This is a genomic window from Polaromonas eurypsychrophila (assembly GCF_014641715.1).
Taxonomy (GTDB): Bacteria; Pseudomonadota; Gammaproteobacteria; order Burkholderiales; family Burkholderiaceae_C; genus Polaromonas; species Polaromonas eurypsychrophila.
The window spans coordinates 64,177-88,108 of record NZ_BMIG01000008.1 but is presented as its reverse complement, the minus strand read 5'-3'; the positions used below and the strand labels follow the sequence as shown (position 1 = coordinate 88,108).

At 61.2% G+C, this 23,932-nt stretch carries 18 protein-coding genes; 12 read left to right on the top strand and 6 right to left on the bottom strand.

Translation table 11 applies throughout. The features are described 5' to 3' along the window. Nucleotides 1-4: 4 nt before the first annotated feature. The 4 genes from IEX16_RS12270 to hppD all read right to left on the bottom strand — a co-directional run bounded on the left by IEX16_RS12270 (nt 5) and on the right by hppD (nt 5,129). Nucleotides 5-1,075, bottom strand: coding sequence for a phosphatase PAP2 family protein (locus IEX16_RS12270; RefSeq protein WP_188708779.1), 1,071 nt, complete (start codon nt 1,073-1,075; stop codon nt 5-7). Between the two features lie 20 nt (nt 1,076-1,095). After that, nucleotides 1,096-2,868 carry an adenylate/guanylate cyclase domain-containing protein gene (locus IEX16_RS12265; protein ID WP_188708778.1) on the bottom strand — a complete coding sequence of 591 codons (1,773 nt, stop codon included), beginning with the start codon at nt 2,866-2,868 and terminating at the stop codon, nt 1,096-1,098. A 113-nt stretch (nt 2,869-2,981) separates the two neighbouring features. After that, a complete protein-coding gene (phhA, locus tag IEX16_RS12260; protein ID WP_188708777.1) occupies nt 2,982-3,833 on the bottom strand; it encodes a phenylalanine 4-monooxygenase in 852 nt (283 codons plus the stop codon). A 162-nt stretch (nt 3,834-3,995) separates the two neighbouring features. Beyond that, nucleotides 3,996-5,129 (bottom strand): 4-hydroxyphenylpyruvate dioxygenase, encoded by a 1,134-nt coding sequence (gene hppD / locus IEX16_RS12255; RefSeq protein WP_188708776.1) that lies wholly within the window; start codon nt 5,127-5,129, stop codon nt 3,996-3,998. Nucleotides 5,130-5,254: 125 nt separating this feature from the next. On the opposite strand from hppD, the gene IEX16_RS12250 reads away from it, so the two are divergent. From IEX16_RS12250 to lnt, 4 genes are all read left to right on the top strand, one after another. Then, nucleotides 5,255-5,728 (top strand): Lrp/AsnC family transcriptional regulator, encoded by a 474-nt coding sequence (locus IEX16_RS12250; protein ID WP_188708775.1) that lies wholly within the window; start codon nt 5,255-5,257, stop codon nt 5,726-5,728. A gap of 264 nt (nt 5,729-5,992) precedes the next feature. Then, complete coding sequence (locus tag IEX16_RS12245; protein WP_188708774.1) at nt 5,993-6,718, top strand: GNAT family N-acetyltransferase; 726 nt, start codon at nt 5,993-5,995, stop codon at nt 6,716-6,718. A gap of 176 nt (nt 6,719-6,894) precedes the next feature. Next, the gene (locus tag IEX16_RS12240) at nt 6,895-7,761 is read left to right on the top strand and encodes a CorC family transporter (protein WP_188708773.1); all 867 of its coding nucleotides are present in this window, start codon (nt 6,895-6,897) and stop codon (nt 7,759-7,761) included. Between the two features lie 12 nt (nt 7,762-7,773). Beyond that, the gene (gene lnt, locus IEX16_RS12235) at nt 7,774-9,402 is read left to right on the top strand and encodes an apolipoprotein N-acyltransferase (protein WP_188708772.1); all 1,629 of its coding nucleotides are present in this window, start codon (nt 7,774-7,776) and stop codon (nt 9,400-9,402) included. Nucleotides 9,403-9,479: 77 nt separating this feature from the next. Here lnt and IEX16_RS12230 read toward each other — a convergent pair whose 3' ends face one another. Then, nucleotides 9,480-11,240, bottom strand: coding sequence for an N-acyl-D-amino-acid deacylase family protein (locus tag IEX16_RS12230; RefSeq protein ID WP_188708771.1), 1,761 nt, complete (start codon nt 11,238-11,240; stop codon nt 9,480-9,482). After that, nucleotides 11,233-12,096, bottom strand: coding sequence for a bile acid:sodium symporter family protein (locus IEX16_RS12225; RefSeq protein ID WP_188708770.1), 864 nt, complete (start codon nt 12,094-12,096; stop codon nt 11,233-11,235). Before IEX16_RS12225 ends, IEX16_RS12230 begins: the two co-directional genes overlap by 8 nt. A 118-nt stretch (nt 12,097-12,214) precedes the next feature. Between IEX16_RS12225 and glyQ the strand changes: the two genes are divergently transcribed. From glyQ to IEX16_RS12185, 8 genes are all read left to right on the top strand, one after another. Further along, complete coding sequence (glyQ, locus tag IEX16_RS12220) at nt 12,215-13,120, top strand: glycine--tRNA ligase subunit alpha (RefSeq protein ID WP_188708769.1); 906 nt, start codon at nt 12,215-12,217, stop codon at nt 13,118-13,120. Between the two features lie 3 nt (nt 13,121-13,123). Beyond that, nucleotides 13,124-15,229: a glycine--tRNA ligase subunit beta gene (gene glyS, locus IEX16_RS12215; protein WP_188708768.1), complete on the top strand. Its 2,106-nt coding sequence runs from the start codon at nt 13,124-13,126 to the stop codon at nt 15,227-15,229. Nucleotides 15,230-15,239: 10 nt separating this feature from the next. After that, nucleotides 15,240-15,989 carry an FkbM family methyltransferase gene (locus IEX16_RS12210; protein ID WP_188708767.1) on the top strand — a complete coding sequence of 250 codons (750 nt, stop codon included), beginning with the start codon at nt 15,240-15,242 and terminating at the stop codon, nt 15,987-15,989. After that, the gene (gene gmhB, locus IEX16_RS12205) at nt 15,986-16,543 is read left to right on the top strand and encodes a D-glycero-beta-D-manno-heptose 1,7-bisphosphate 7-phosphatase (protein WP_188708766.1); all 558 of its coding nucleotides are present in this window, start codon (nt 15,986-15,988) and stop codon (nt 16,541-16,543) included. Before IEX16_RS12210 ends, gmhB begins: the two co-directional genes overlap by 4 nt. An 83-nt stretch (nt 16,544-16,626) precedes the next feature. Further along, nucleotides 16,627-17,382, top strand: coding sequence for a lysophospholipid acyltransferase family protein (locus IEX16_RS12200; protein ID WP_188708765.1), 756 nt, complete (start codon nt 16,627-16,629; stop codon nt 17,380-17,382). Between the two features lie 26 nt (nt 17,383-17,408). Next, nucleotides 17,409-18,389, top strand: a complete 981-nt coding sequence (locus IEX16_RS12195) for a M48 family metallopeptidase (RefSeq protein WP_188708764.1) — start codon at nt 17,409-17,411, stop codon at nt 18,387-18,389. A 164-nt stretch (nt 18,390-18,553) separates the two neighbouring features. After that, the gene (locus tag IEX16_RS12190; protein WP_188708763.1) at nt 18,554-18,994 is read left to right on the top strand and encodes a response regulator; all 441 of its coding nucleotides are present in this window, start codon (nt 18,554-18,556) and stop codon (nt 18,992-18,994) included. A 109-nt stretch (nt 18,995-19,103) separates the two neighbouring features. Next, the gene (locus IEX16_RS12185) at nt 19,104-23,795 is read left to right on the top strand and encodes a PAS domain S-box protein (RefSeq protein ID WP_188708762.1); all 4,692 of its coding nucleotides are present in this window, start codon (nt 19,104-19,106) and stop codon (nt 23,793-23,795) included. Nucleotides 23,796-23,932 lie beyond the last annotated feature (137 nt).

The window sequence follows — 23,932 nt, the reverse complement described above, 5'->3', positions numbered from 1 at the left end:
CGACCTATTGGATAGGTTTCCATTCGGCAACGGCTTTGTTCCACATGAAGTGGAGCAGCGGCGAAGCCGCAACAGCAGCAGAACCAGAGGACAGCTCGTAATAGCGGCTTTGGTTGTCGGCCATCGACACCCGTGGATCGAAATCGATCACCGTACCTTGGGCACCATGGAACTTGCGGCCGTCGAATCCCCGTTCGTGCAGCTTGGCCCCGGTGCAGCGGGCTACCATGAAGTCGCTGAGCGCCGTACCCAACAGTCGTCCGACCGCGCTGTCTACCGGGTAGTGCAAACCTGCAACCGTGCGGTTGACCGCGATGCGCGCCGCCAGCCGTTCCAATTGTTCCCGATACTTGGAGCCGTGCGGCAGCAGCGACTGGAGCAGCGCGCAGGCGAGGTAGGCTTCCGTCGCATGCCCGCTGGGCCAACTGGCGTGACCCGGTGTCGGGATCGCCGGCTGAATCTGAGGTGATAGCTCCACTGGGCGCTGGCATGCAAAACCATGCTTGAACCGCATCTCAACATGGGTCGCCAGGGACATAGCTAAATCGAGCAACTCAACCGTGTATTTGTGGCGATGTGCGGTCAAGCCAATGACGGACGAGAAGAAGGCTCCGCCCCCATTGATCTGCGCCAGAATCTCTGCGCCGCGATCTTCCCGCAGCTCGGAATAGTTGGCGACTAGGTCAAGTTGTTGCTTGAAGATTTTCTCGGTGGGGCGAACCAACCTGGCCAAGGCTAAGTCTTTAAGGGGTTTCTTGTCTAGATCCACAAAGCCGAGGGTCATCGAAGTCTTGTTCTGATTGACATTGAAATGCAGGCCAGCGAGCAGCTCGAGCTCGCAGACGGACATTCGCGGGCCCACTGCCCATTCGGCCAGCCGCGCAGGCTTATCCAGAGGACTTGGCAAGGCAAAAGGGATCGTTGCGCCCTGAAAGGGGCCTACGAGTGCACCACGATTGATTGAAAGCGCTGCTGCATCCATCGGCAGAGCGTTGGGTGGGGCGCCCCAGCCACCACCCCAGCCACCGCCCCAGCCACCGCCCCAGCCACCACCCATCGCACTAAACTCAGACATCGCATGCTCCTTAAATTACGTTAAGTCTCAGGTACCCCTAATGCTCGGAGTACTGCAACTTGACGTTGCCGTACCGGGCTATTTGAACTGCCCATGGCTATGTAGCCCTGAACAGTGAAGTTTGGAACGATCCGAAGAATCTCTGAAAGCGTCGCCTTGGCGTCATTTGTGAAACCAGCTTCCCCTTGAGCGCCCAGCAATACGCGTAAAGTGGGAAGGTGATTTTTGTTGTTTTTCAAAGATCGATTTGCTGCTTCGATCGCTCGCGCGTAGTCTCGATTCGTTGAATAGCTGGCGGCTAATATCACGTCAAAAAAATACTTCAAAGGATCTATCGGAGACAATTGCGCGGCATGTTCGGCCTCGGTTACCGCATCTCCTGCACCACCCCACATCGAAGACCAAACGCTTTTGTATAACCATGCCAGCGGCTCGTTTGGGTTTAGTTCAATCGCGCGCTCGATGCAGGTATGCGCCACTTCTGCATCACCAAGTAACTGACACCTTGCGTACCCTTCAATGGCAAGGGCAAAAGCGTCGTCAGGAGAAAGATCTTGTGCTCTGCGTGTTTGCTCAAGCGCGAGTTGCGTGTCTTTTTCCGGTTTGTCACTCATTCCCCGAATCACCCGCATGGTGTACCACTTAGCCAGCCATGCGCGTGGGGCTGGTGCCCGGTTGTGGCGCTCCAGCAATGTTTCGAGTACTTCCCGGCTGCGGTCAAAATCCCGCAGGGACGAGCGGTGCATCAGAGTAATACCTCCCAACAGGAGCGAGCCACTATCCAATCGCGGAAGCGGTTGCGTTAGCGATTGCTGGACTTCGGAGTCGATCAGAGCCCTACTTGCGGCATTAGAAATACGATTGAGTATTTCGCTTTGTGCCTGAAGCAGATCCATCGTGCCACCCGACACGCGATCTGCCCAGATGATCTGGTTATTCCGGGCATCGGCCAGCTCAGCCATGATGAGAATCTTGCCGCTGCTGGCGATATAACTTCCAGACAAAACGAAAGTCGCGGCTAGGCGGGATTCTATTTCTGCAATGGCGTTTGGACGACCCCGAAAAGCGGTGGTCGATAAACGTGAGATGACACGTATATCGGCGCTGCGAGAGAGTTGAGCGATGATGCCATCGGCTACCAATTCGCCAATCACAAAATGCTCTGGTTCGTTGCTTCGAGCTTCAAACGGAATGACGGCAATGGTGGGACGAAAATCTGGCGGTGCGGCGTTGGTGGGCTGCACTACAGGCGCATGACCCGCGTGCCCCACGCGGTACGCCCGCAGTGGTTCCTTGACATGCTTGAGATGGCATTCACCCAGGTCTTCAATGTCTGCGTCAAGCCCCGCAGTCAAGTGGTCACGCAAACCAGCTGAAACAACAAATTCACGAGGTCCGGCAAGTGTCGCTATACGGGCCGTGAGGTTGACATCCGTACCGTAGATGTCATGCTTGTCAGTAACAAACTCAGCCAGATGTGCGCCCATGCGTAGATGCATATGATGCTCCGGCGGCTGGTCTTCGTTCGCATGGGCGCTGAAGTGGTGCAAGGCGAACGCCGCCTTGACGCAGCCTTGAGCGGTGGCGAATTCAAGCATCAGGCCATCACCGAGGCTTTTGACAATGCGACCACCGTGCAATGGCAGCACTTGCTGCTCTGCATGTTGCACCAGTTGCTGCCATCGCCGTACAAAGTCATCTTGATCCTGCTCCATGATCCTGACTGACTCGACCACGTCCATCACCAACAGCACTTTCGTGCTCCTTGTCATGGAAGGCGGGAGTTCAATCAAGGGGAGCTCAATCGTAAACGGCGTAACAAAATTTTACCTCCTCCTTTTGTAGGAGAGGCCGTCTCGGTGAAATGCGTGAGCAGAGTTGGAGGCCTTGCCCCGGAGGCGTTGCTTTAGTGCTGAATCGCTTCCTCTTCAGCCAGCCGCGCATCCGCCGCAATGTCGTGCAGTCCCTGTAGTCGCTCGTAAACCGGCGTGAAATCCGGCGCGGTTTTGTCGAACAGTTCCTGAAAGCTGTTGATCACGAAGTAGGTCTGCTGGAAGCTGTCGATCTTGTAGCGGGTGCGCATAACACGCTCGATGTCCAGCGGCAGGCGCTGCGGCTCGGGACTTTGCACCGAATGCTGCAGTTCACCCGATGAACTCAGGATGCCGGCGCCGTAAGCGCGCAGCCCGTTTTGTTGCTGGATCAGCCCGAATTCGATGGTGTACCAGTAGAGGCGGCTCAACTGCTCGCAGGCGCCAAGGCCATGCGCCTTGAGCCCGCCCTTGCCGTATTCCTGCATGTGGTCGGCAAAGACCGGGTTGAACAGCAAGGGCACATGACCGAACAGGTCGTGAAATACGTCGGGCTCAACGATGTAGTCGAACTCTTCGGGTTTTCGTATCCAGTCGGTCACCGGGAATTTGCGGTTCGCCAACAACGTGAAAAATGGCACTTCCGGAATCAGGCCCGGCACGGTGACGATTTCCCAGCCGGTGGCTTTGCGTAGCCGATCGTTGATCTCCTCGAAACGCGGGATGTGGTCGCTCGCGCCCAGCGAGGGCAGGGCGGCGATGAATTCGTCGCAGGCCAAGCCCGGCAGCAATGCGGCCTGGCGGGCGTACAGCCGCCGGTAGGTGTCGTGGTCGACGGCGGTGTAGCTGTCGTAGTCTTGCGGGCAGGTGTAATCGGCGCCGGCACGCGTGTAGTCACCGCGTGGCTGGCGGTCACTGGCACCATAAACAACAGGATCAACGGCCATTCAGAAACTCCCGAAATTCGGATTTGTCCGTCATCCCGGACCCCGGATCAAGTCCGGGGCAGGCCCGATCCGGGATCCATGTTTCATGCACCACCGTCCTGGCCTGCGAGGCATGGATTGCGGGTCAAGCCCGCAATGACAGACTTCAATTGTCATTGATGCTTACGCTTTCTCGAGCACGCCGCGGCGCATCTGGTCAAGCTCAATGCTCTCAAACAGCGCCTTGAAGTTGCCTTCGCCGAAACCCTGGTTGCCCTTGCGCTGGATGAACTCGAAGAAGATCGGACCGAGCTGGTTCTCGCTGAAGATCTGCAGCAGCAACTCGCCCGGCGTGCCGTCCACCAGAATGTTGCGCGCCTGAAGGTCGGCCACGTTTTCGCCATGGCCGGGGATGCGTTTGTCGAGCAGCTCGTAATAGGTGTCACCGGTACTGAGCAGCTTTATGCCGCTGAGTTGCAGCGAGTCCACCGTGGCATACAGGTCGTCGGAGCCCATTGCAATGTGCTGGATGCCTTCACCCTGATATTTGTCGAGGTACTCCTGAATCTGGCCGGCTTTTTCATTGCCCTCTTCGTTGATCGGGATGCGGATCCTGCCGCAGGGGCTGGTCATGGCCTTGCTCTTGACGCCGGTGGTCTGGCCCTCGATGTCGAAGTAGCGCACCTCGCGGAAGTTGAACAGGCGCTCGTAAAAGCCCGACCACTCGGCCATCCGGCCGCGGTGCACGTTGTGGGTCAGGTGATCGATGTAGGTCAGGCCGTGGCCGGCCGGGTTCAGCCCGGCGCCCGACCCATTGGAAAGAGGCTCAAAGTCCACATCGAAGAAGCCGATGTTGCCGATGTCGCCGTCTTTCGCGCCGTTCTTGCCGCGCCAGCGGTCGATGAAATAAATGATGGAGTCGCCAATGCCCTTGATGGCCGGGATGTTCAGTTCGCCCGGGCCTGCCGTGTGGGCGTAACCCCAGGCGCCCAGGCTGATCGCGCGCTCATAAGCGGCCTTGGCGTCCTGTACCCGGAAGGCGATGGCGCAAACGCTGGGGCCATGCTGGCGGGCAAAACGCTGGGCAAACGAGTCCGGCTCGGCGTTGATGATGAAATTGATGCCGCCCTGGCGGTACAGCGTGACGTTTTTGTGGCGGTGTTTCGCAATCGGTTTGAACCCCATGCGCTCGAACACCGCGCCCATGGCGGCCGGATCGGGCGCGGCGTATTCGATGAATTCAAAACCGTCGGTGCCCATGGGGTTGTCCCAACGGGCGGTGGCGGTTTTGATTGCGGGGGTGGCGGTTGAAGTCATGGTCTCTCTAGGCAGCATGTTTAAAGGATACAGATGACTCACTGTAAAGGCAGCAAGCCTCATTTTTTATGCAAATTGAGGCGTCTATATTGGCAACGACGCATTAAACCTGCAAAATATATGAGATGGAAGCATTGGACAAGCTGGATAGACTTATATTGCGCAGCCTTCAGGCGGACGGACGCGCCACCTACGACCAGATCGCCGAACAGGTCAGCCTGTCGCCCAGCGCGGTGCTCCGCCGCGTCAAACGCCTGGAAGAAAGCGGCGTCATCGACCGCTATGTGGCGCTGGTCAAACCCGAAGCGGTCGGTCTGGGGCTGACCGCTTACATCAATGTGCGGCTGGAAAAACACACCGAATCGCACAAGCGCAACCCGATGGACCTGTTCCGCGCCAGTGTGCAGACCTGGCCCGAGGTGGTGGAGTGTGCGGCGCTGACTGGCGAGATGGACTACCTGCTGCGGGTGGTGGTGGCAGACATGGGCCATTACAGCCGCTTCATCATGGACACTCTACTCAAACACCCCAGCGTGCAGGACTGCAAAACCAGCTTTGTGCTGGACCGCGTCAAGGCGACGACGGCTGTGCCGGTTTGAGCTCTGCTGCGCGTGGCTTGTTTTTGGCAATGCTTGGGTGCTTAATCCGGGATGAATTAAGGGCAGCTACCGGTTTGGGCGTTGCGCAATGCCACTCCGACGCGACCTGCAAGCGGTCGATTGCTCCTGATTTCATAGCGAACAATGCCCATTGGTCATGGGCTTTTGGCCAATTTTGCTTGGTATTTGAAGTTGATGCGGGAATTATTTTGCGCAGAGGCCCTGCAAGCTGGACTTCCTAGGGAAAACCCTTATATTCAACCTATGGTTACTCCAGGCGCCCTTTTCAAAGCTTCCCTGAATGCAGGCAAAGAATTTTTCCGCCCGCCTCTGGATGAAAGCGTACGTCCGCCGCACAAAGCGCCCGTGATGGTGCCTATCCGTTCGATGGGCCCGAGCCACGGCGAGCGCATTGAAAAGCATTTGCTCGCGCTGGAACCGCACGACCGCTACCTGCGCTTCGGTTACGTCGCCAGCGACGAGCAGGTTCGCCGTTACGTCGCCAGCCTCAACTTCGAACGTGACGAAATCTTCGGAATTTACAACCGCAAGCTGGAGCTGATTGCCATGGCGCACCTGGCGCTGTCGGTGGCCCCCGACTTGAAAAGCTGCGCCGAGTTCGGCGTGTCGGTGTTGCCGCATGCGCGCGGCCGCGGCTACGGCGCACGGCTGTTTGACCGCGCTGTGATACACGCACGCAATGAAGGTGTGAGCATGATGTTCATCCACGCGCTCAGCGAAAACACCGCCATGCTCAACATCGCCCGCAAGGCTGGCGCGGTGATCGAGCGCGACGGCTCTGAGAGCGAGGCCTACCTCAAGCTGCCCCCAGCTGATCTGGACTCGCGCATGACCGAATTGGTGGAAGAGCAGATTGCCCAGACCGACTACCGCCTCAAGGTCCAGGCCCAGCAGTTCTGGGGCATTCTGGCAATGGTCCAGGAAGTGCGGCGCGGCGTGCGCGACAGCCGCGACCGCATGCCGATGTAAGGGCCCCCACGCTCATCGCTACGCGTATCGCTGCCCCCTGAGGGGGCGCTGCGCCTGCGGGCCGGCAAAGCCGGACCCGCGGCCCCTGCTTGAACCGAGATACCTTCACGGCCGCGCGCGCTGTCGCGTCATCGAAGTACGTTATCCTTGCGGCTTACCCACTACAGCGCACCTCAGTGTCCGACAACCCCCCCAGTAGATCTTCCAAACCGGAAGACAAACGCGGCTTTCTGCAAAAGCTCGCGGAGATGCTCCACCCGGGGCCGGATTCCAAAGACGAACTGATCGAGACCCTGGTCGAAGCTCAGGACAACGATGTCATTGGCGCGCAAAGCCGCGAGATGCTGGAGGGCGTGATCCGCATGGCCGACATGACGGCCGGTGATGTGATGGTGGCCGCGCCGCGCATGGACGCCGTCAACATCGACGCGCCCTTTGACGAGTTGCTGCACCTGGTAATAGACACCGCCCACTCGCGTTTTCCCGTTTACGAAAACGAAAAGGAAAACATCATCGGCATCCTGATGGCGAAGGACCTGCTCAAGCTGCAACGCGCGCCCGAGCTCAATATCCGAGCGCTGCTGCGCCCGGCAGTGTTTGTGCCCGAGAGCAAGGGCCTGAACGACCTGCTGCGCGAGTTTCGCGGCAACCGCAACCACCTGGCCATCGTCATCGACGAGTTCGGCCGCGTTGCCGGCCTGATCACGATTGAAGATGTGCTGGAACAGATCGTCGGCGAGATCGAGGACGAGTTTGACATCGCCGAGGACGACGGCGACATCTTCGGCCTGACCGATCAGACCTACCGCGTCAGCGGCGACACCTCGATCGAGCGTGTCAGCGAGGCATTCGGCGTGAAGCTGCTGGACGCCGACTTTGAAACCATAGGCGGCCTGGTCGCGCACGAGATGGGCCATGTGCCCAAACGTGGCGAGGTCTATGTGCTGGCCAGCCTGCAGTTCACCGTGCTGCACACCAAGGGCGGCGCCGTGCGTTGGTTCAAGGTCTCGCCGGTCACCACGGCCAGCACCCCGGCTCCATAAATACCGCTCAGCATGGCACGGCAATCCATCGACAGCATGATGTCATCGATGCCGACTCTGCCGGCACTGCTTGAACATATTGGTTACCCCAGACAGAAGAATAAGGGCCTGTCGGTGTTGCAACTGACACTGGTGCTGCTGGCCGGCGGCGCACACGCGGCCAGCATTGCGTGGCCGTTCGCCTTCGGGCTGCTGCAGGGCCAGCCGGTCTGGTGGCTGCAATTGCTGGCGCTGGGCGGCCTGGCCTGGCAACTGGACCGATGCAGGAGCTTGTTCCAGGGACTGACGCTCGGCTGGTTGTTTGCCACCGCCTGGCTCTGCGGCACGTTCTGGTGGCTGTTCATCTCGCTGCACACCTACGGCGGGCTGGCCGCGCCGCTGGCGCTGCTGGCGGTGGTCGGGCTGGCGGTTTTCCTGGCCACGTATTACGCGCTGGCCTGCGCCGTGTTTGTGGTCCTCGCGCCGGCCAGCCGCACCCGCCGCGCGCTGGTGTTTGCGGCGCTGTGGCTGCTAGCCGAGCTGGCGCGCGTCGAGTTTTTTACCGGCTTTCCCTGGGGCGAGGCAGGGTATGCCCATTTGAGCGGCTGGCTCGACGACTACGCGCGCTGGATCGGGGTTCATGGCATCACCTTCCTGGCCGCCTTCCTGGCGGCGGGGCTCGCGGGCTGGGGCCAGTCGCGGCGCCAGGTGCTGCTATTTCCGCTGATGGCCCTGGCCATCAGCGGCGTGTCCCTGCTGGCGGGTCGCCCCACCTCCACGTCGGCAGGCAGTCTGCCGGTGACGCTGCTGCAGGGCAACATTCCCCAGAACGAAAAATTCCAGCCCGGTAGCGGCATGGCGACGGCGCTGCGCTGGTACGGTGAACAGTTGCAGGGTGCTAAAACCGCGCTGGTGGTCGCACCCGAAACCGCGCTACCGCTGTTGCCGCAGCAACTGCCCGAAGGGTATTGGGGCGCGCTGCAATCGCGCTTTGCCTCGGGCGGGCAGGCCGCGCTGATTGGCGTCCCCCTGGGCAGTACCAGCGCCGGTTATGCCAATTCGGTGGTTGGGCTCAAGCCGGCATCCACCTCGGGTGCGGCCCAAAGCTACCACTTCGACAAACACCACCTGGTGCCCTTTGGCGAGTTTGTACCGACTGGTTTTCGCTGGTTCATCAACCTGATGGATATTCCGCTGGGTGACTTCAGCCGCGGCCCGCTCGGCCAGCCGTCTTTCGAGTGGCAGGGCCAGCGGCTGGCGCCCAACATCTGCTACGAGGATCTGTTTGGCGAAGAGCTGGCAGCGGCCTTTGCCGACCCCAAGACCGCACCGACCATTCTGGTCAACGTCAGCAACATCGGCTGGTTCGGCAACACGGTGGCGATTGACCAGCATTTGAACATCTCGCGCATGCGCGCGCTGGAGTTTGAGCGCCCGATGATCCGCGCCACCAACACCGGCGCCACCGTCATCATTGACCACACCGGCAAGGTCACGCATGAACTGCCGCGCCATACCCGCGGCGCGCTGGTCGGCGAGGTTGAGGGCCGCAACGGCATGACGCCTTATGCGCAATGGGTGTCGCGCTTCGGGCTCTGGCCCTTCTGGGGCGGTGCAGGCGTGCTGGTGCTGCTGGCCTGGCTGGTGAGGCGACGCCGCTAGCGCGCAGCAGACGCTATAAAAAAAGGAGCTATTCACGCCAGGTGGTTATGGGTTGGAGGCCGATTTGGCTTTAAACGTCAGCGCGCAAGCTGGCCCATGCGAACCAGTCGCCCTGGCCGCTCTGTCGTGATCTCGCCCTCGCGCTGCACGGCCACACCGGCGACCCAGGTCGCGACATACCCCCCGGCCTTCTGCAAAAACCGTTTGCCGCCAGCCGGCAGGTCGCGCACCAGCGCCGGCGTGCCCACGCTCAGGCGCTGCGGGTCTATCAGGTTCAGGTCGGCGCGTTGGCCGGGCGCGATCTCGCCACGATCCATCAGGCCCAGATAACGCGCATTGCGCCGCGCCAGCATCTCCACCGCGCGCCCCAGCGGCAGTTTGCCCTCTGCGCGGCCCAACACCCAGTGCGTCAGCATGAAGGTGGTGAAACTGGCATCGCAGACGGTGCCGACGTGCGCGCCGGCATCGCTGAGGCTGGACAAGACGCGCGGATGGTCCAGCATCTGTCGCACCGCGTCCAGCGAGCCGCTGTTGTAGTTGAAGATCGGGAAATAAATGAGATTGCTGCCGTCGCTACCGGCCAGGTGGTCGTACAGCGCCTCCAGCGGCGCGACGCCACGCTGTTTGGCCTGCACCAGGAAACTCTGCATGACCGATGGCTCGTAGTTGAGCTGGTCGTCCAGCGCAAACATACGCCCGCTGATCATGTCTATGCGGGCCAGCAAGATGTCTACCAGCGGCGGGATCGCCGTGCCGTCGCCGGCCAGGCGTTCCGACTTCTCGGCCAGGATGCGCGCCTTGCGCGCTGGCTCGCGCAGCGCGGCGGCGCGTTCGGCCAGCGGCAGGTGGGCGACTTCCTTGTAGCCGGGGAAACCCATGAAGGGGTGGAAACTGGCATCCAGCCCGTTGATCACGCCGATGCCGCGCACGGCGGCCTGCAGAAACAAAGGCAGGCCGGCGCCCACGGCAGCATCGACGCGCTCGCGTATCGCCTCGTACTGCTCGCCGCCCGGGTCGCGCTGCAGCCAGGTCATGGACAGAGGTTTTCCGCTGGCACGCGCCATCTGTTCGACCAGGTCGAACTCGGCATCAAACCTTTGAGGTCCCTGCATCAGGTCGAAGTCGCTGACCACCTGCAACACGCCGTGCGGAATGCCTTCAAACGCGCGGGCCAGGCCCACCAGTTCGGCCGCCGTGGCTTCGGCGGCCGGGGTTTCCTTGCCTTCGGAGGTGCGGTGGTTGTCGCTGCGGCCGGTGCTGAAGCCGACAGCGCCGACCCGCAGTGCTTCGTGCAGCAGCTTGCGCATGGCGGCGATGTCGTCTGCCGTCGCCACCTCTTCGGCTAACGCGCGTTCACCCATCACATACATGCGCAGCGGGTCGTGCGGCACCTGCACCAGGTAGTCCAGGCTGCGCGGGGTTTTTTCCAGCGCGTCCATGTACTGCGGAAAACTTTCCCAGTCCCAGCGTATGCCCTCGTGCAGCGCCGCGCCCGGAATGTCTTCCACGCCTTCCATCAGCTTGATCAGGTCGTCCTGGTGACCGGGCCGCACCGGCGCAAAACCGACGCCGCAATTGCCCATCACCAACGTCGTCACGCCGTGGTAAATACTGGGCGTGAAGTTGGCGTCCCAGGTCACCTGGCCGTCGTAGTGGGTGTGGATGTCGACAAAACCGGGGGTGAGCCAGAGGCCGGTGGCGTTCACGGTCTCGTTCGCAGCTTCGGTGATTTTTCCAACTTCGACAATCCGGCCGCCCTTCACGCCGACGTCGGCAACAAAAGGTTCGCCTCCGCCGCCGTCGACCACGGTGGCACCCTGAATCAGCAGATCAAGCATCTTTTCTTCTCCACCAATACGCCAGGGACAGGCCGCTCACGATGTGCCAGATGCCCCACAGGCTGGCCAGCGTGACCATCCCCAGGTCACTGCTGAACTGCACCCCGATGATGCCCAGCGCCAGCCCCGAATTTTGCATGCCGCCCTCGATCATCACGGCGCGGCGGTCTTTCTCGCTGACCCGCATGGCGACACTGGTGATCCAGCCGAAAAACAAGCCGCAGGCGTTGTGCAACACCACGATCATCAGCGTCGGCAGCAGGCCCAGCGTCAGCAACTGGCGCTCCTTGACCAAGCCGGCCACGATGAACAGCAGCAGGCAGATCACAGCAAAATTTCCCAGCGGCTTGCGGATGCGCGCCGTCAGCATCGGCAGCTTGTGTGAAAACAGCAGGCCCAGCGTCATGGGCACGGCCAGCAAGAGCAGCAGGCTCAACCAGATGCCCGAGGGGTCGATGCTGAGTTCGCGCATCCAGGCTGCGGTGGCCGGGTTGGTGGCAATCATCCAGCTGAAGTTGAAAGGCGTCGCCGCCAGCGCGATCACGCTGGCCACGGCCGACACGCTGACCGACAGCGCGGTGTTGCCGCGCCCCAGATGGGTGATCACATTGCTCAGGCTGCCGCCGGGGCAGGCCGCGACCAGGATCATCGCGGCCTCGATGTTGGGTGGCAGGTCCAGCAGCAAGGTGGCGGCCCAGGTGCCGACCGGCAGCAGGATGAACTGCGGAATCAGCCCGCAGATCACCGCGCGAGGGGTCTGCGCCACGCGTTTGAAGTCCTCGATGCGCAGTTCGAGCGCGACCGAAAAAACCATGGTCGCGAGGACCAGCGTCAGGATCAGTTGTTGTGTTGTCATGCACTTTCCTTGCGCTTTGAGGGTAAACCGGACAAAGCTCCGTAAAATCAAGGGTTTTCGCGGGTTCAGGCCTGCCTCGTCTTTCTGTCTGGCCCTGCATCGCCCCCACACCCTATCTATGTTGACCTTTCAGCAAATCATCTTGAAGCTCCAGTCCTACTGGGCTGACCAGGGCTGCGCGCTTTTGCAGCCCTATGACATGGAAGTCGGCGCCGGCACCTCCCACACCGCCACGTTTTTACGCGCGCTGGGCCCCGAGCCCTGGAAAGCCGCCTATGTGCAGCCCAGCCGCCGGCCCAAGGATGGCCGTTACGGCGAGAACCCGAACCGCCTGCAGCACTACTACCAGTACCAGGTCGTGCTCAAGCCCGCGCCCGCCAACATCCTGGAGCTGTACCTCGGTTCGCTGGAGTCGCTGGGTTTCGATTTGAAAAAGAACGATATCCGTTTTGTCGAGGACGACTGGGAGAACCCCACGCTGGGCGCCTGGGGCCTGGGCTGGGAGGTCTGGCTCAACGGCATGGAGGTCACGCAGTTCACCTACTTCCAGCAGGTCGGCGGCATCGACTGCAAACCCATCACGGGCGAGATCACCTACGGCCTGGAGCGTCTGGCGATGTACCTGCAGGGTGTGGACAACGTCTACAACCTCACCTGGACGGACGGCCTCAGTTACGGCGACGTCTACAAGCAGAACGAGGTTGAGCAGTCGACCTACAACTTCGAGCACAGCGACGCCGACTTTTTGTTCACCGCCTTCACTGCCCACGAAAAACAGGCCAAACACCTGATCGAAGTACAGCTGGCACTGCCGGCCTACGAGCAGGTGCTCAAAGCCGCGCACAGCTTCAACCTGCTGGACGCACGCGGCGCAATCAGCGTGACCGAACGCGCCGCCTACATCGGTCGCATTCGTAACCTGGCGCGCGCGGTGGCGCAAAGTTATTACGAAAGCCGCGAACGCCTGGGCTTCCCGATGGCGCCGCGCGAGTGGGTGGAACAGATGACGAAGAAGGCTGCATAAGACATGACAACGAAGAACCTTCTGGTCGAATTGTTTGTGGAAGAGCTGCCGCCCAAGGCGCTCAAAAAACTCGGTGATGCGTTTGCCGGCGTGTTGTTCGAGCAGCTCAAGGCCTACGGCCTGACGGCTGCTGACTCCGTGCTGACCTCGTTTGCCTCGCCGCGGCGTCTGGCTGCCCACGTCACCGCTGTTGCCGCGCAAGGCGCAGACAAGGCCGTCTCGCAAAAACTGATGCCGGTGGCAGTCGGCCTGGATTCTTCCGGCAATGCCACACCTGCTCTACTCAAGAAGCTACAGGCCTTGGGCACCGATGCATCGGCCGTGGCAGGCCTCAAGCGCGCCCCCGACGGCAAGGCCGAGGCGTTGTTCTACGACAGCACCGTGAAAGGCGCCACGCTGACCGAAGGCCTGCAAAAAGCGCTGCTGGAAGCGATTACCAAATTGCCGATCCCCAAGGTCATGACCTACCAGCTCGCCGACGGCTGGAGCGACGTGAAGTTTGTGCGCCCTGTACACCGCCTCATCGCATTACATGGCGCGACTACCTTGACCGTCAAGGCTCTCGGGCTCGAAGCCAGCAACATGACCGAAGGCCACCGATTTGAATCGGACGTCAAGGCCTTCGCCATTCGCGAGGCGGACAGCTACGAAGCTCAGATGCTCGAGCAAGGCAAGGTGATTGCAAGTTATTCGAAGCGCAAAGCCGAGATCGCCAAACAGCTGGCGGCAGCCGCTGCCATAGTCGGGGGCGGCGTCAAAGCCATTGACGATGACGCGCTGCTTGACGAAGTGACGGCGCTGGTCGAACGGCCCAATGTGCTGGTCTGCGAATTCGAAAAGGAATTTCTCGACGTGCCGCAGGAATGCCTGATCCTGACGATGAAGGCCAACCAGAAGTATTTTCCGCTGCTTGAAGCTTCGGGCAAGCTCAGCAACAAGTTTCTGGTGGTCAGCAACATCAGCCCGCTTGACGCCAGCGCCGTTATCCAGGGCAATGAACGTGTGGTGCGCCCGCGCCTGGCCGATGCCAAGTTCTTTTTCGACCAGGACCGCAAGAAAACACTGGCCTCGCGTGTGGCGGGGCTGGACAAGGTCGTTTATCACAACAAGCTGGGTTCGCAGGGCGAGCGTGTCGAACGTGTGCGTGCGATTGCCAAGGCGATCGGCCAGCAACTGGGCGGCGACGCGCTGGCGCAGCACGCCGATCAGGCCGCGCAACTGGCCAAGACCGACCTGGTGACCGACATGGTCGGCGAGTTTCCCGAACTGCAAGGCACGATGGGCCGTTATTACGCGCTCAACGACGGCCTCAGCGCCGAGGTGGCCGATGCGATTGAAGATCACTACAAACCGCGTTTTGCCGGCGACGACCTGCCGCGCAACGATGTTGGCGTGGTTGTGGCGCTGGCCGACAAGCTCGAAACCCTGGTCGGGATGTTCGGCATTGGCAATTTGCCGACCGGCGACAAGGACCCGTTTGCGCTGCGCCGCCATGCGCTGGGCGTGATTCGCATGCTGGTTGAAAGGGATTTGCGTGTGGGGCTTGCCGACCTGGTGGCGGGTGCAACGCCCGTGTTCGGCGACAAGATCCAGGACGCTTCGGCGGCGCTGGTTGACTTCATTTACGACCGTTTAGCCGGCTCGCTGCGCGAGCAGGGTTACAGCGCGCAGGAAGTTGATGCCGTGCTTGCGCTGCGTCCACAGTACCTCGGTGACGTGGCCAAGCGTCTGGCTGCCGTCCGCGCCTTCGCGGCCCTGTCCGAGGCCCCGGCGCTGGCTGCTGCCAACAAACGCATCAGCAACATTCTCAAGAAAACCGACGGTGTCGACGCCCACGTCAGTGAGTTGCTGCTGCAGGAACCGGGCGAAAAAAACCTGTATGCCGCGATGCAGCAGGTGGCGCCGCAGGCCAGTGCGCAGTTTGAGGCCGGCGACTACGCCGCCTCGCTGCAAACCCTGGCCGCGCTGCGTGCGCCGGTCGATGCATTTTTTGAAGGTGTGATGGTCAATGCCGAACAAGCCGATTTGCGGCTGAACCGCCTCGGCCTGCTCGCCACCCTGCACCACGCCATGAACCGCGTGGCCGATTTGTCCCGCCTCGCCACTTGATCGGATCACCATGACGGATCTGAAACTGGCATGGCGGGCGTGGAAAACACGCTACCGGGATCAGGTGTTCGAGTTGCGCGCGATTCGCGAAGCGCTGCATCATGGCCGCGTGGCGCTGGATGTAGGCGCCAACAAGGGCAGCTACCTGTACTCGATGGCGGGCTGGGCCGGCGCATCGCCAGTGGTGGCCTTTGAGCCGCAGAGCCGGCTGGCGAGTTATCTGACTGAGGCCTGTCGGCGTTCTGGCCTGCGCAATGTCACCATCGAAAACCTGGCCCTGTCCAACCAGCAGGGCAAGCTTCAGCTGTTTGTGCCGGGCAACAGCCATTCGCCGGGCGCGTCGCTGAAGGCCAGCATTGCTGAGAAGACCGACTGCCATACGGAAACGGTGCGTGTTACGACGCTTGACGCCTATGCGGCAGAAAAATTGCATGCACCGGTGCGCGTGATCAAGATTGATGTGGAGGGCCATGAACTGGCGGTGCTGCAGGGCGCGCTGGCGGTGATCCGGCGTGACAAGCCGTTGCTGGTGATCGAGTGCGAAGGCCGCCACCTGCCGGCTGGCAAAACCGTGCATGACTTCATCATGCTGGTGGAGTCGTTTGGTTATAGCGCGACGCTGGCCATGCCCGGCATCGGGGAGTTGCCAGCGGCAGAGTTTCGCGAGGCGCTGCACCAGAAGCAGGCGGGCGAGCGTTTCCGGGACGCCACGGACTATTACAACAATTTCATTTTTAGACCCATGGCGGAGCCCGCATGAAACTTGTCATCCTTGACCGCGACGGAACCATCAACCGCGACAGCGACGATTACGTCAAGGCGCCGGAAGAGTGGGAGCCCTTGCCGGGTGCGCTGGAAGCCATCGCCCGGCTCACACACGCGGGCTGGCACGTGGTGATTGCGTCGAACCAGTCGGGGCTGGGCCGCGGCCTGTTTGACGTGGCTTCGCTCAACGCCATGCACGCCAAGATGCACAAGTTGCTGGCTGCACAGGGCGGACGCATCGACGCGGTGTTTTATTGTCCGCACAGCCCGGAAGAAAGCTGTACCTGCCGCAAGCCGCTGCCCGGCCTGTTCGAGCAGATCGGCGCGCGCTTTGGTGTGCCACTCAAGGGTGTGCCGACCGCCGGTGACTCGGTGCGCGACCTGCTCGCCGGCGCCGCGGCCGGCTGCGAGCCGCATCTGGTGCTGACCGGCAAGTCCGAGCCCTACAAGGATGGCGGACGGCCCGAGGGCCTGCCTGAAGGCACGCGCCTGCATGCAGACCTGGGCGCCTTCGTGGAGTTCGTCCTGAGTCGCGCTGCGAATACCTGATGCTATAAGAACAATAGCTGCCCACCCCCTTTGAACAAGGGCTAGAGCCCTGAAACGTATAAATTTGATTGAGAAGACAAACCATGCCACTGATCCGCTCCATCCTGCATCTTTTGTGGATGACTGTCACCGTGATTCCGTGGGGCCTCGCCGTCCTGATTTTTTCGCTGTTCGGCAGCAGCACGCAGATTTACTGGCTGTGCGCCGGCTGGCTGCGTCTGGCCGTCAGCGGCGGCACGGTCATCCTGGGCATTCAAAACCGGGTGACCGGCATGGAAAACCTGCCGACCGGGGAGACCAGCGCCGCCGTGCTGCTGCTTAAGCACCAGAGCACCTGGGAAACCTTTTCGATGCCGACGCTGATGCCGCACCCGCTGGCCTATGTGTTCAAGAAAGAGCTGCTTTACGTGCCGTTTTTCGGCTGGGCCATGTCGCGCATGGACATGATCCACATCGACCGCAGCCAGCGCGCCCAGGCCTTCAACAAGGTGGTCGATCAGGGTCGCCGGCTCATGAGCCAGGGCGTCTGGGTCATCATGTTCCCCGAAGGCACGCGCATAGAACGCGGGCAACAGGGCGTCTACAAAACCGGCGGCACGCGGCTGGCCATCGAGACCGGCGCGCCGGTGATCCCGATCGCGGTGACCTCGGCCAAATGCTGGCCGCGAAAGGCTTTCATCAAGAAGCCGGGCATCGTTGACATCTCGATAGGCAAGCCAATAAGCAGCGTCGGCCGCAAGCCCGAAGAACTGATGCAGGAAGTCCAGGCCTGGATTGAAGCCGAGATGCGGCGGCTGGATCCGCAAGCCTATCCAGAAACTGCTGGCGCCAGGGTTTGAATTCGGGACTGCAGCGCTAAACTGTCATGATGCAAAGGCTTCTCCAGTTCACGCTTGATCTGTTTGACAGTGCGCCAGCCAGCCCGGCCGGTTCACGCCCTCGCCGACCCCGAAAAATACAGTCAAATCGGCCTCCGGCCCATGTTCTGCATGAGCAAGCAGCTCCTGAAAAGATAGCAATTCTGACCCCTGAAGATCTGCTACCCGCGCAGACCTTGCAGCAGGTACTGGCACCGGCCACCTACCGTCACCCGGCGGCCACGCGTGAAGCGCTGCTCGGTGACATGGTGGTGGCTTATCAGTTTCGGCGTGGCAAGCGCCGCACCATCGGTTTTTCTGTGGGCGCCGAAGGGCTGGTGGTCAGTGCGCCCAAATGGGTGCCGCTGTATGAAATCGACAAGGCCGTGCAGGAAAAAACTGGCTGGATCGTGGCCAAGTTGCAGGAAACCCGCGCGCGGCACGACCGCCTTGAAGCCGCCCGCATCGACTGGCGCGATGGCGCGTCGCTGCCTTTCCTCGGCGAGCCCGTTACGCTGGTGATCGACCCGCGCCACGCCTTCGGCAGCATCGGCGGTGAACTCAAGATCGCCGAACTTGCCGGCGACCCCGCAGCCCCGCAGAAAACCTTGCACATTGGCCTGGCGCAGGATGCCACGGCCGAGCAGATACGCGACTCGGTGCAAGCCTGGTTGATGCGGCAGGCCAAACAAATCTTTACCGAGCGTCTGAATCACTTTGCTCCGCATCTGGGTGTGCAATGGCGCAAACTCAGCCTGAGCAGCGCGGGCACCCGCTGGGGCAGTGCCAGCGCCGACGGCGCGATACGGCTGAACTGGCGGTTGATTCATTTCAAGCTGTCGGTGATCGACTATGTGGTGGTCCATGAACTGAGCCACTTACGTGTGATGGACCACAGCCCCCGCTTCTGGGATACAGTGCGCACCGTGGTGCCCGACTATGCCGAGTTACGCAGCCAATTGAAGGATGAAGCTGTGCCCCGCTGGTAAGTGGCACTGGGCAAATTGGCGGCGGAAAAACGACGCAGAAAAAGTTATTAAGCACAACTACGGCTGGACAAATTTGTGAACCTCTGTAACATGCTAAAGGTCACAAAAATGACAGTTAATGACAGGCAGCGTAAGTAGCGAACAACCGGTGCAGTGAAAGTCTTATGAACGACAACCCGATTCTTGTAGTGGAAGACAACCCCGACCACTTGGAACTGACTGTGCTGACGCTGCAGGAGCAAGGTGCGGACACCGCTATCGTCACGGCGCGCGATGGCGCTGAAGCGCTCGACTATTTGTTTGGCCAGGGCGCGCATGCGGGCCGTGACACACACAAGCAGCCGGCCTTCATCCTGCTGGACATGAAGCTGCCCAAACTGTCGGGGCTGGACGTTCTGCGCAGCGTGCGCGCCAACCCCCTCACCGCCCTGGTGCCGGTGGTCATGCTGACCTCGTCCAGCGAGCAGTCCGACATCATTGCCTGCTACCAAAGCGGTGCCAACGGGTTTGTCCGCAAGCCCATTGATTTCGGCGACTTCACCGAAAAATTAAGCCGCCTTCAGCACTACTGGCTCCGCGTCAACGAGTCCATCGCGACGGTTTGAGCGCGGCCTCCAGCCGGTCGCGCTGCCCGGCCTCGCTTGTGCCGGGGCTGTCTTTGCTGCCTGAGCCGGGTGACTCACAGTCGGGTCAATCAACACAGCTGGAAACACCATGAAGGCCAGGATCAGTTTGCGGGCGCGTATTGTCATGCTGGTTGTCGTGGCGATTGTTCCGCTGTTCGGCATGTCCATCATCAAGGCGCTGCACAACGCCGCCGCCGAGGTGGAACGGGCCAAAGGCAACCTCGAGTTCGCCACATCGCTGGCTGCGGTCAGTCAGGAGCGTGTGGCCGATTCGGCGCGCCAGGTGTTGACGCTGCTCGCTTCGCTGCCGGGCATGCAGGATACGGACAGCTCTGGTTGTGACCACTACTTCGCGGGCCTGACCCGCAGTCTTCCGGAATATGCCAACCTGGGTGTCATTGGTCTGGACGGGCAGACCCGCTGTCATGCGCTGAGCGGCGACACCAAAGCGTTTCTCGGCGACCGCGCGTATTTTCGCGATGCCCTCACCCAGCGCCGCTTTGTGATCGGCACTTACACGGTCGGGCGTTTGGTCAACAAGCCGGTGATCACCTATGCCCAGCCCGTCATCAACACCGAAGGCCAGGTGACGGGCGTTGTGTTTGCCTCATACGACCTGGCCCAGATGGCCAGAACGATTGCCAGCATCCAGCTGCCGGTCGGTGCCGCCCTCGGTGTTCAGGACCGCGAAGGCGCTTTGCTCGCCGGGACCCCCCAGCTGCCGATCAAGGTCGGTGACAAGGTTCGCAGCCCGGTTCTGCGGGAGGCCGTGAAAGCCTGGCGCGCCGGCGTGCGCGAGGGCGTGGACGGCGCCGGACGCGAGCGCCTGTGGGCGTTCATGCCCAGCAGCGCCCGCGCCGAGACGGCGGTCTTTGTGTCCGTGAGCTTGGACCGTAACCTGATTGTGGGTCCGGGCCGAAGTCAGCTATGGCTGGAGCTGGCGGTGCTGGCGCTGGTCGCCTTTCTGGGCGGGTGGGTGGCCTGGATGATAGGCGGCGCGGCCATTGTGGGGCCGACGCGCCAGATCCTCGATGCGACGCGCCAGCTGGAAGCGGGCCATCTCAATGTCCGCATCCCGCTTCGCAACAACACCCCTCAGGGAGAGTTCTCGAGGATTGCCGCAGGCTTCAACCTGATGGCCGATTCGCTTGAGCAGCGTGAACGGGATGTGGAAAATGAGTTGGCCCGCAGCCGGCAGGCCTACGCGACGCTGGAGTTGACCGTCAACAGCATGCAGGAAGGCCTGATGGCAATTGACACCACCGGGCGGCCGCTGCTGATCAATGAAACCGCATCCCGGTTGTTTGCTATCGACGAGATGTCCATGGTCCTGTCCCCGCGCTGGCCAGAGCGTCAGGGCCTGTTTGTGCCGGGCACGCAAACGCTGTTCAGCTTCGAGCAGCTCCCCTTGTTCAGGGCTTTGCAGGGCGACAGCGGTGGGCCCCTGCACATCCTTGTGAACAACCAGCACGAAACTGGGGGGCGTTTGATCAGTTGCAGCTATCGGCCGATGCGCGGCCCTGACGGCATCGTCGGCGCCTTGATGGTGTTCAGCGACATCACACACCTTGAGCGGCTGCAGATGGAGCAGACACGCAGCTACGACCAACTGCGCGAAGTCCAACGCAAGCTGCTTAAAGCCCAACGCCTGGGGCGCATCGGTAACTGGGAACTGGACATGACAACCGGCTTGCTCTGGTGGTCGGACGCGGTGTATGCGCTGTACGGACTGGCGCGCGAGGAGTTCGACGGCAGGCCCGACACCGTGATGGGTCTGATTCATGCGGACGATCGTGTTGAGTATGGGCGTCTGCGCGAGAAGGCCGTGCGGGGCGGCCTGCCACTCGACGTTGAATATCGCATCACCACGCCGGACGGGCAGAGCCGCTGGATCCACCAGATTGGCGAGCCGCACAGCGACGGTGCGGGTTCGGGCAGGTTGCGTGCCGGAGTGGTGCAGGACATCACGACGCGAAAACTTGCGCAGCAAGCTGCTGCGCGAACCACAGCCATGCTCAGGCGCACCGGTGACATGGCAAAAATCGGTGGATGGGAAGTCATCTTGGGCGACATGCAGGCGATATGGTCCGAGCAGGTGTACCGCATTCACGAGGTGGAGATAGATACTCCCGTTAGCGTCGCTGAGGCCATGGCGTTTTATTCGCCTGAGGTGCTGCCCATGATGAATGCAGCCGCGCAGGCAGCGATGGAGCACGGCACACCCTGGGACCTGGAACTTCCAATGGTGACGGCCAAAGGTCGACGCATCTGGGTTCGCACTCAGGGGCAGGCGTTGATGCAAGACGGGAAAGTTGTGCGTGTGGTGGGCGCGCTGCAGGACATCACTGAAAAACACGAATCGCAGGAGCAGCTTCGGCTGCTGGGAACCAGCATTTCCCGCTTGAATGACATTGTGATGATCACCGAGGCCAGCCCGCTCAAGGACCCAGGTCCGCGCATCGTGTTTGTCAACGATGCGTTTGTGCGCCGCACCGGCTACAGCCGTGAGGAAGTGTTGGGCTGGTCGCCGCGTTTCCTGCAGGGGCCGAAAACGCAGCGCGCTGAACTCGACCGCATAAGCGCTGCGCTCAAGCAAATGAAGCCGGTGCGCGCGGAGCTGATCAATTACAGAAAAAATGGCGAGGAGTTTTGGCTTGATATCGATGTGGTCCCCCTCGCTGACGACAAGGGCCAGTTCACACACTTCGTGGCGGTGGAGCGCGACATCACCAAACGCAAGCTGGCCGAGCAGGCGCTGGTGGACAGTGAGCAACGTTACGCCGCGCTTTTTGAGTCCGCGCCGGCGCCGATGTGGGTGGTTGATGTCAAGAGCCAGGCGTTCATGGCGGTCAACGAAGCGTGTATCAGGCGTTACGGCTACACGCGCGAGGAGTTCCTCGGCATGGACATCTTTGACATCCGATCGGACATCGAAGGCCGGCGCCTGCGGGCTGAAATTGCCAGCGGGCAGCGGGAAGACGTCAACCGCCGCTTGCACCAGCGCAAGGACGGCAGCGAGTTCCATGTCGAAACTGTTTCCCGCCTCGTGCATTACGACGGCCGACCGGCGCGGTTTGTGGTCGGGCTGGACGTGACCGCCCAGGTAAGAGCCGAGAACGAGATTCAGGCCTACCTGTTCACCTTGCAGCGCGCCGCCGAAGCGACCCAGGCCATCACCAACCGTCGCACGCTGGACGCCACCCTGCAGGAAACCGTGGACCAGGTCAGGGCCGTCGTCGGCGCACACCAGGCGGTGGTGAGCCTGGTGGCACGAGGCGAGTCGGCGTCAGCAATGAATGCCGTGTCTTTCTCGGACAAATATGCCAACTGCCGTGACTTTGTCGGCCAGTCGCATGGGAGCGGCATCACTTTCATCGTCTGTGAAACCAACAGCCCGGTGCGCCTGAGCCAGGCGGAGCTGGAGGCGCATCCACGCTGGCGCGGGTTCGCTGGCAATATGGAGCAAGCCCCGGCCATGCGGGGCTGGCTGGCCGTGCCTTTGACCGGGCGCGATGGCGAGAACGTGGGGCTGCTGCAGCTCACCGACAAATACGAGGGTGAGTTCACTGTGCAGGACCAGTATGTGGCGGTCGAGCTCGCGCAGCTCGCCTCGATTGCGATTGAAAATGCCCGGTTGTTTGAGCAGGTGCACCAGCTCAACCTCGGGCTGGAAGAAAAAGTCGCCGAGCGGACCGCCGCCCTGGCGCGGCAGGAAGCCCTGTTCCGGGTGCTGGCCGAGCAGGCGCCGCAGGTTATCTGGAACGCTGAACCTGAAGGCCGCGTGACCTATGCCAATCGCAAGTGGTATGAATTGATGGGCGGCACGCCCGATGACTGGATGGGCAACAAGTGGCTGGCCGCTGTTCATCCCGATGACCTGGACGACATGACCGCCAACTGGCGGGCTGCTTACGAGACCCGCACGCCCTACGTTGGCTTGCGCCGCATGCTTGCCCAGGATGGCACGTACCACACTATGTCTTACCGGGCGTCTCCTGTGTTCGATGACAAGGGCGACGTGTTGTTCTGGGTTGGCATTGATGCGGATGTGACCGAAATCAAGGCGACAGAGACAGCCTTGCGCCTGTCCAACCAGGAGCTGGAGGCATTTTCCTATTCCGTCTCCCATGACTTGCGCTCACCGCTGAACACGGTGGACGGTTTCAGCCGCCTGCTGGCCAAGCAGCTCGATGCTGGCAACGCCAGTGAAAAAGTGCAGCATTACTTGTCGCGTATCCAGGCCGGCGTCGCGCAGATGGGGCGATTGATCGAGGACCTGCTGTCCCTCGCGCAGGTTTCGCGCATGCAAATGCGTGATGAAACTGTCGACCTGAGTGCATTCGCGCGTGAGATCGCCGAGGAATGCCGGGGCCGCAACCCTGAGCGCGTGGCGGTTATCAGCATTGAACATGGTTTGCAGGCACGCGGCGACGGGCGCCTGCTGCGCGTGGTGATGGAAAATCTGCTTGGCAACGCCTGGAAATTTACCTCCCAACGGTCGCAAGCTTTGATCACGGTGGGACACGCTGCAGATGCCGCGGGTGTGCCTGCTTTTTTTGTCAAGGACAACGGCGCCGGCTTTGACATGGCGTATGCGGACAAACTTTTCAATACCTTTCAGCGTCTGCATGCGGTCAGTGAGTTCCCTGGAACCGGCGTGGGGTTGGCAACAGTCAGCCGGGTCATTGGGCGTCATCACGGCCGGGTGTGGGCCGAATCCGAGCCGGGCAAAGGCGCGACCTTCTTTTTCACCTTGCCCTCGGTCCTGCCGCTGTCCTGATGTCAAGCCCAAGCCCAAGCCCAAGCACAAGCACAAGCACAAGCACAAGCTCAAGCACAAGAAGTTAAATTGATAAAAATCAATTCGATTGATTAAATTCAATAAATCTATTAAATTAGAATTTCTAACTTTTTTGG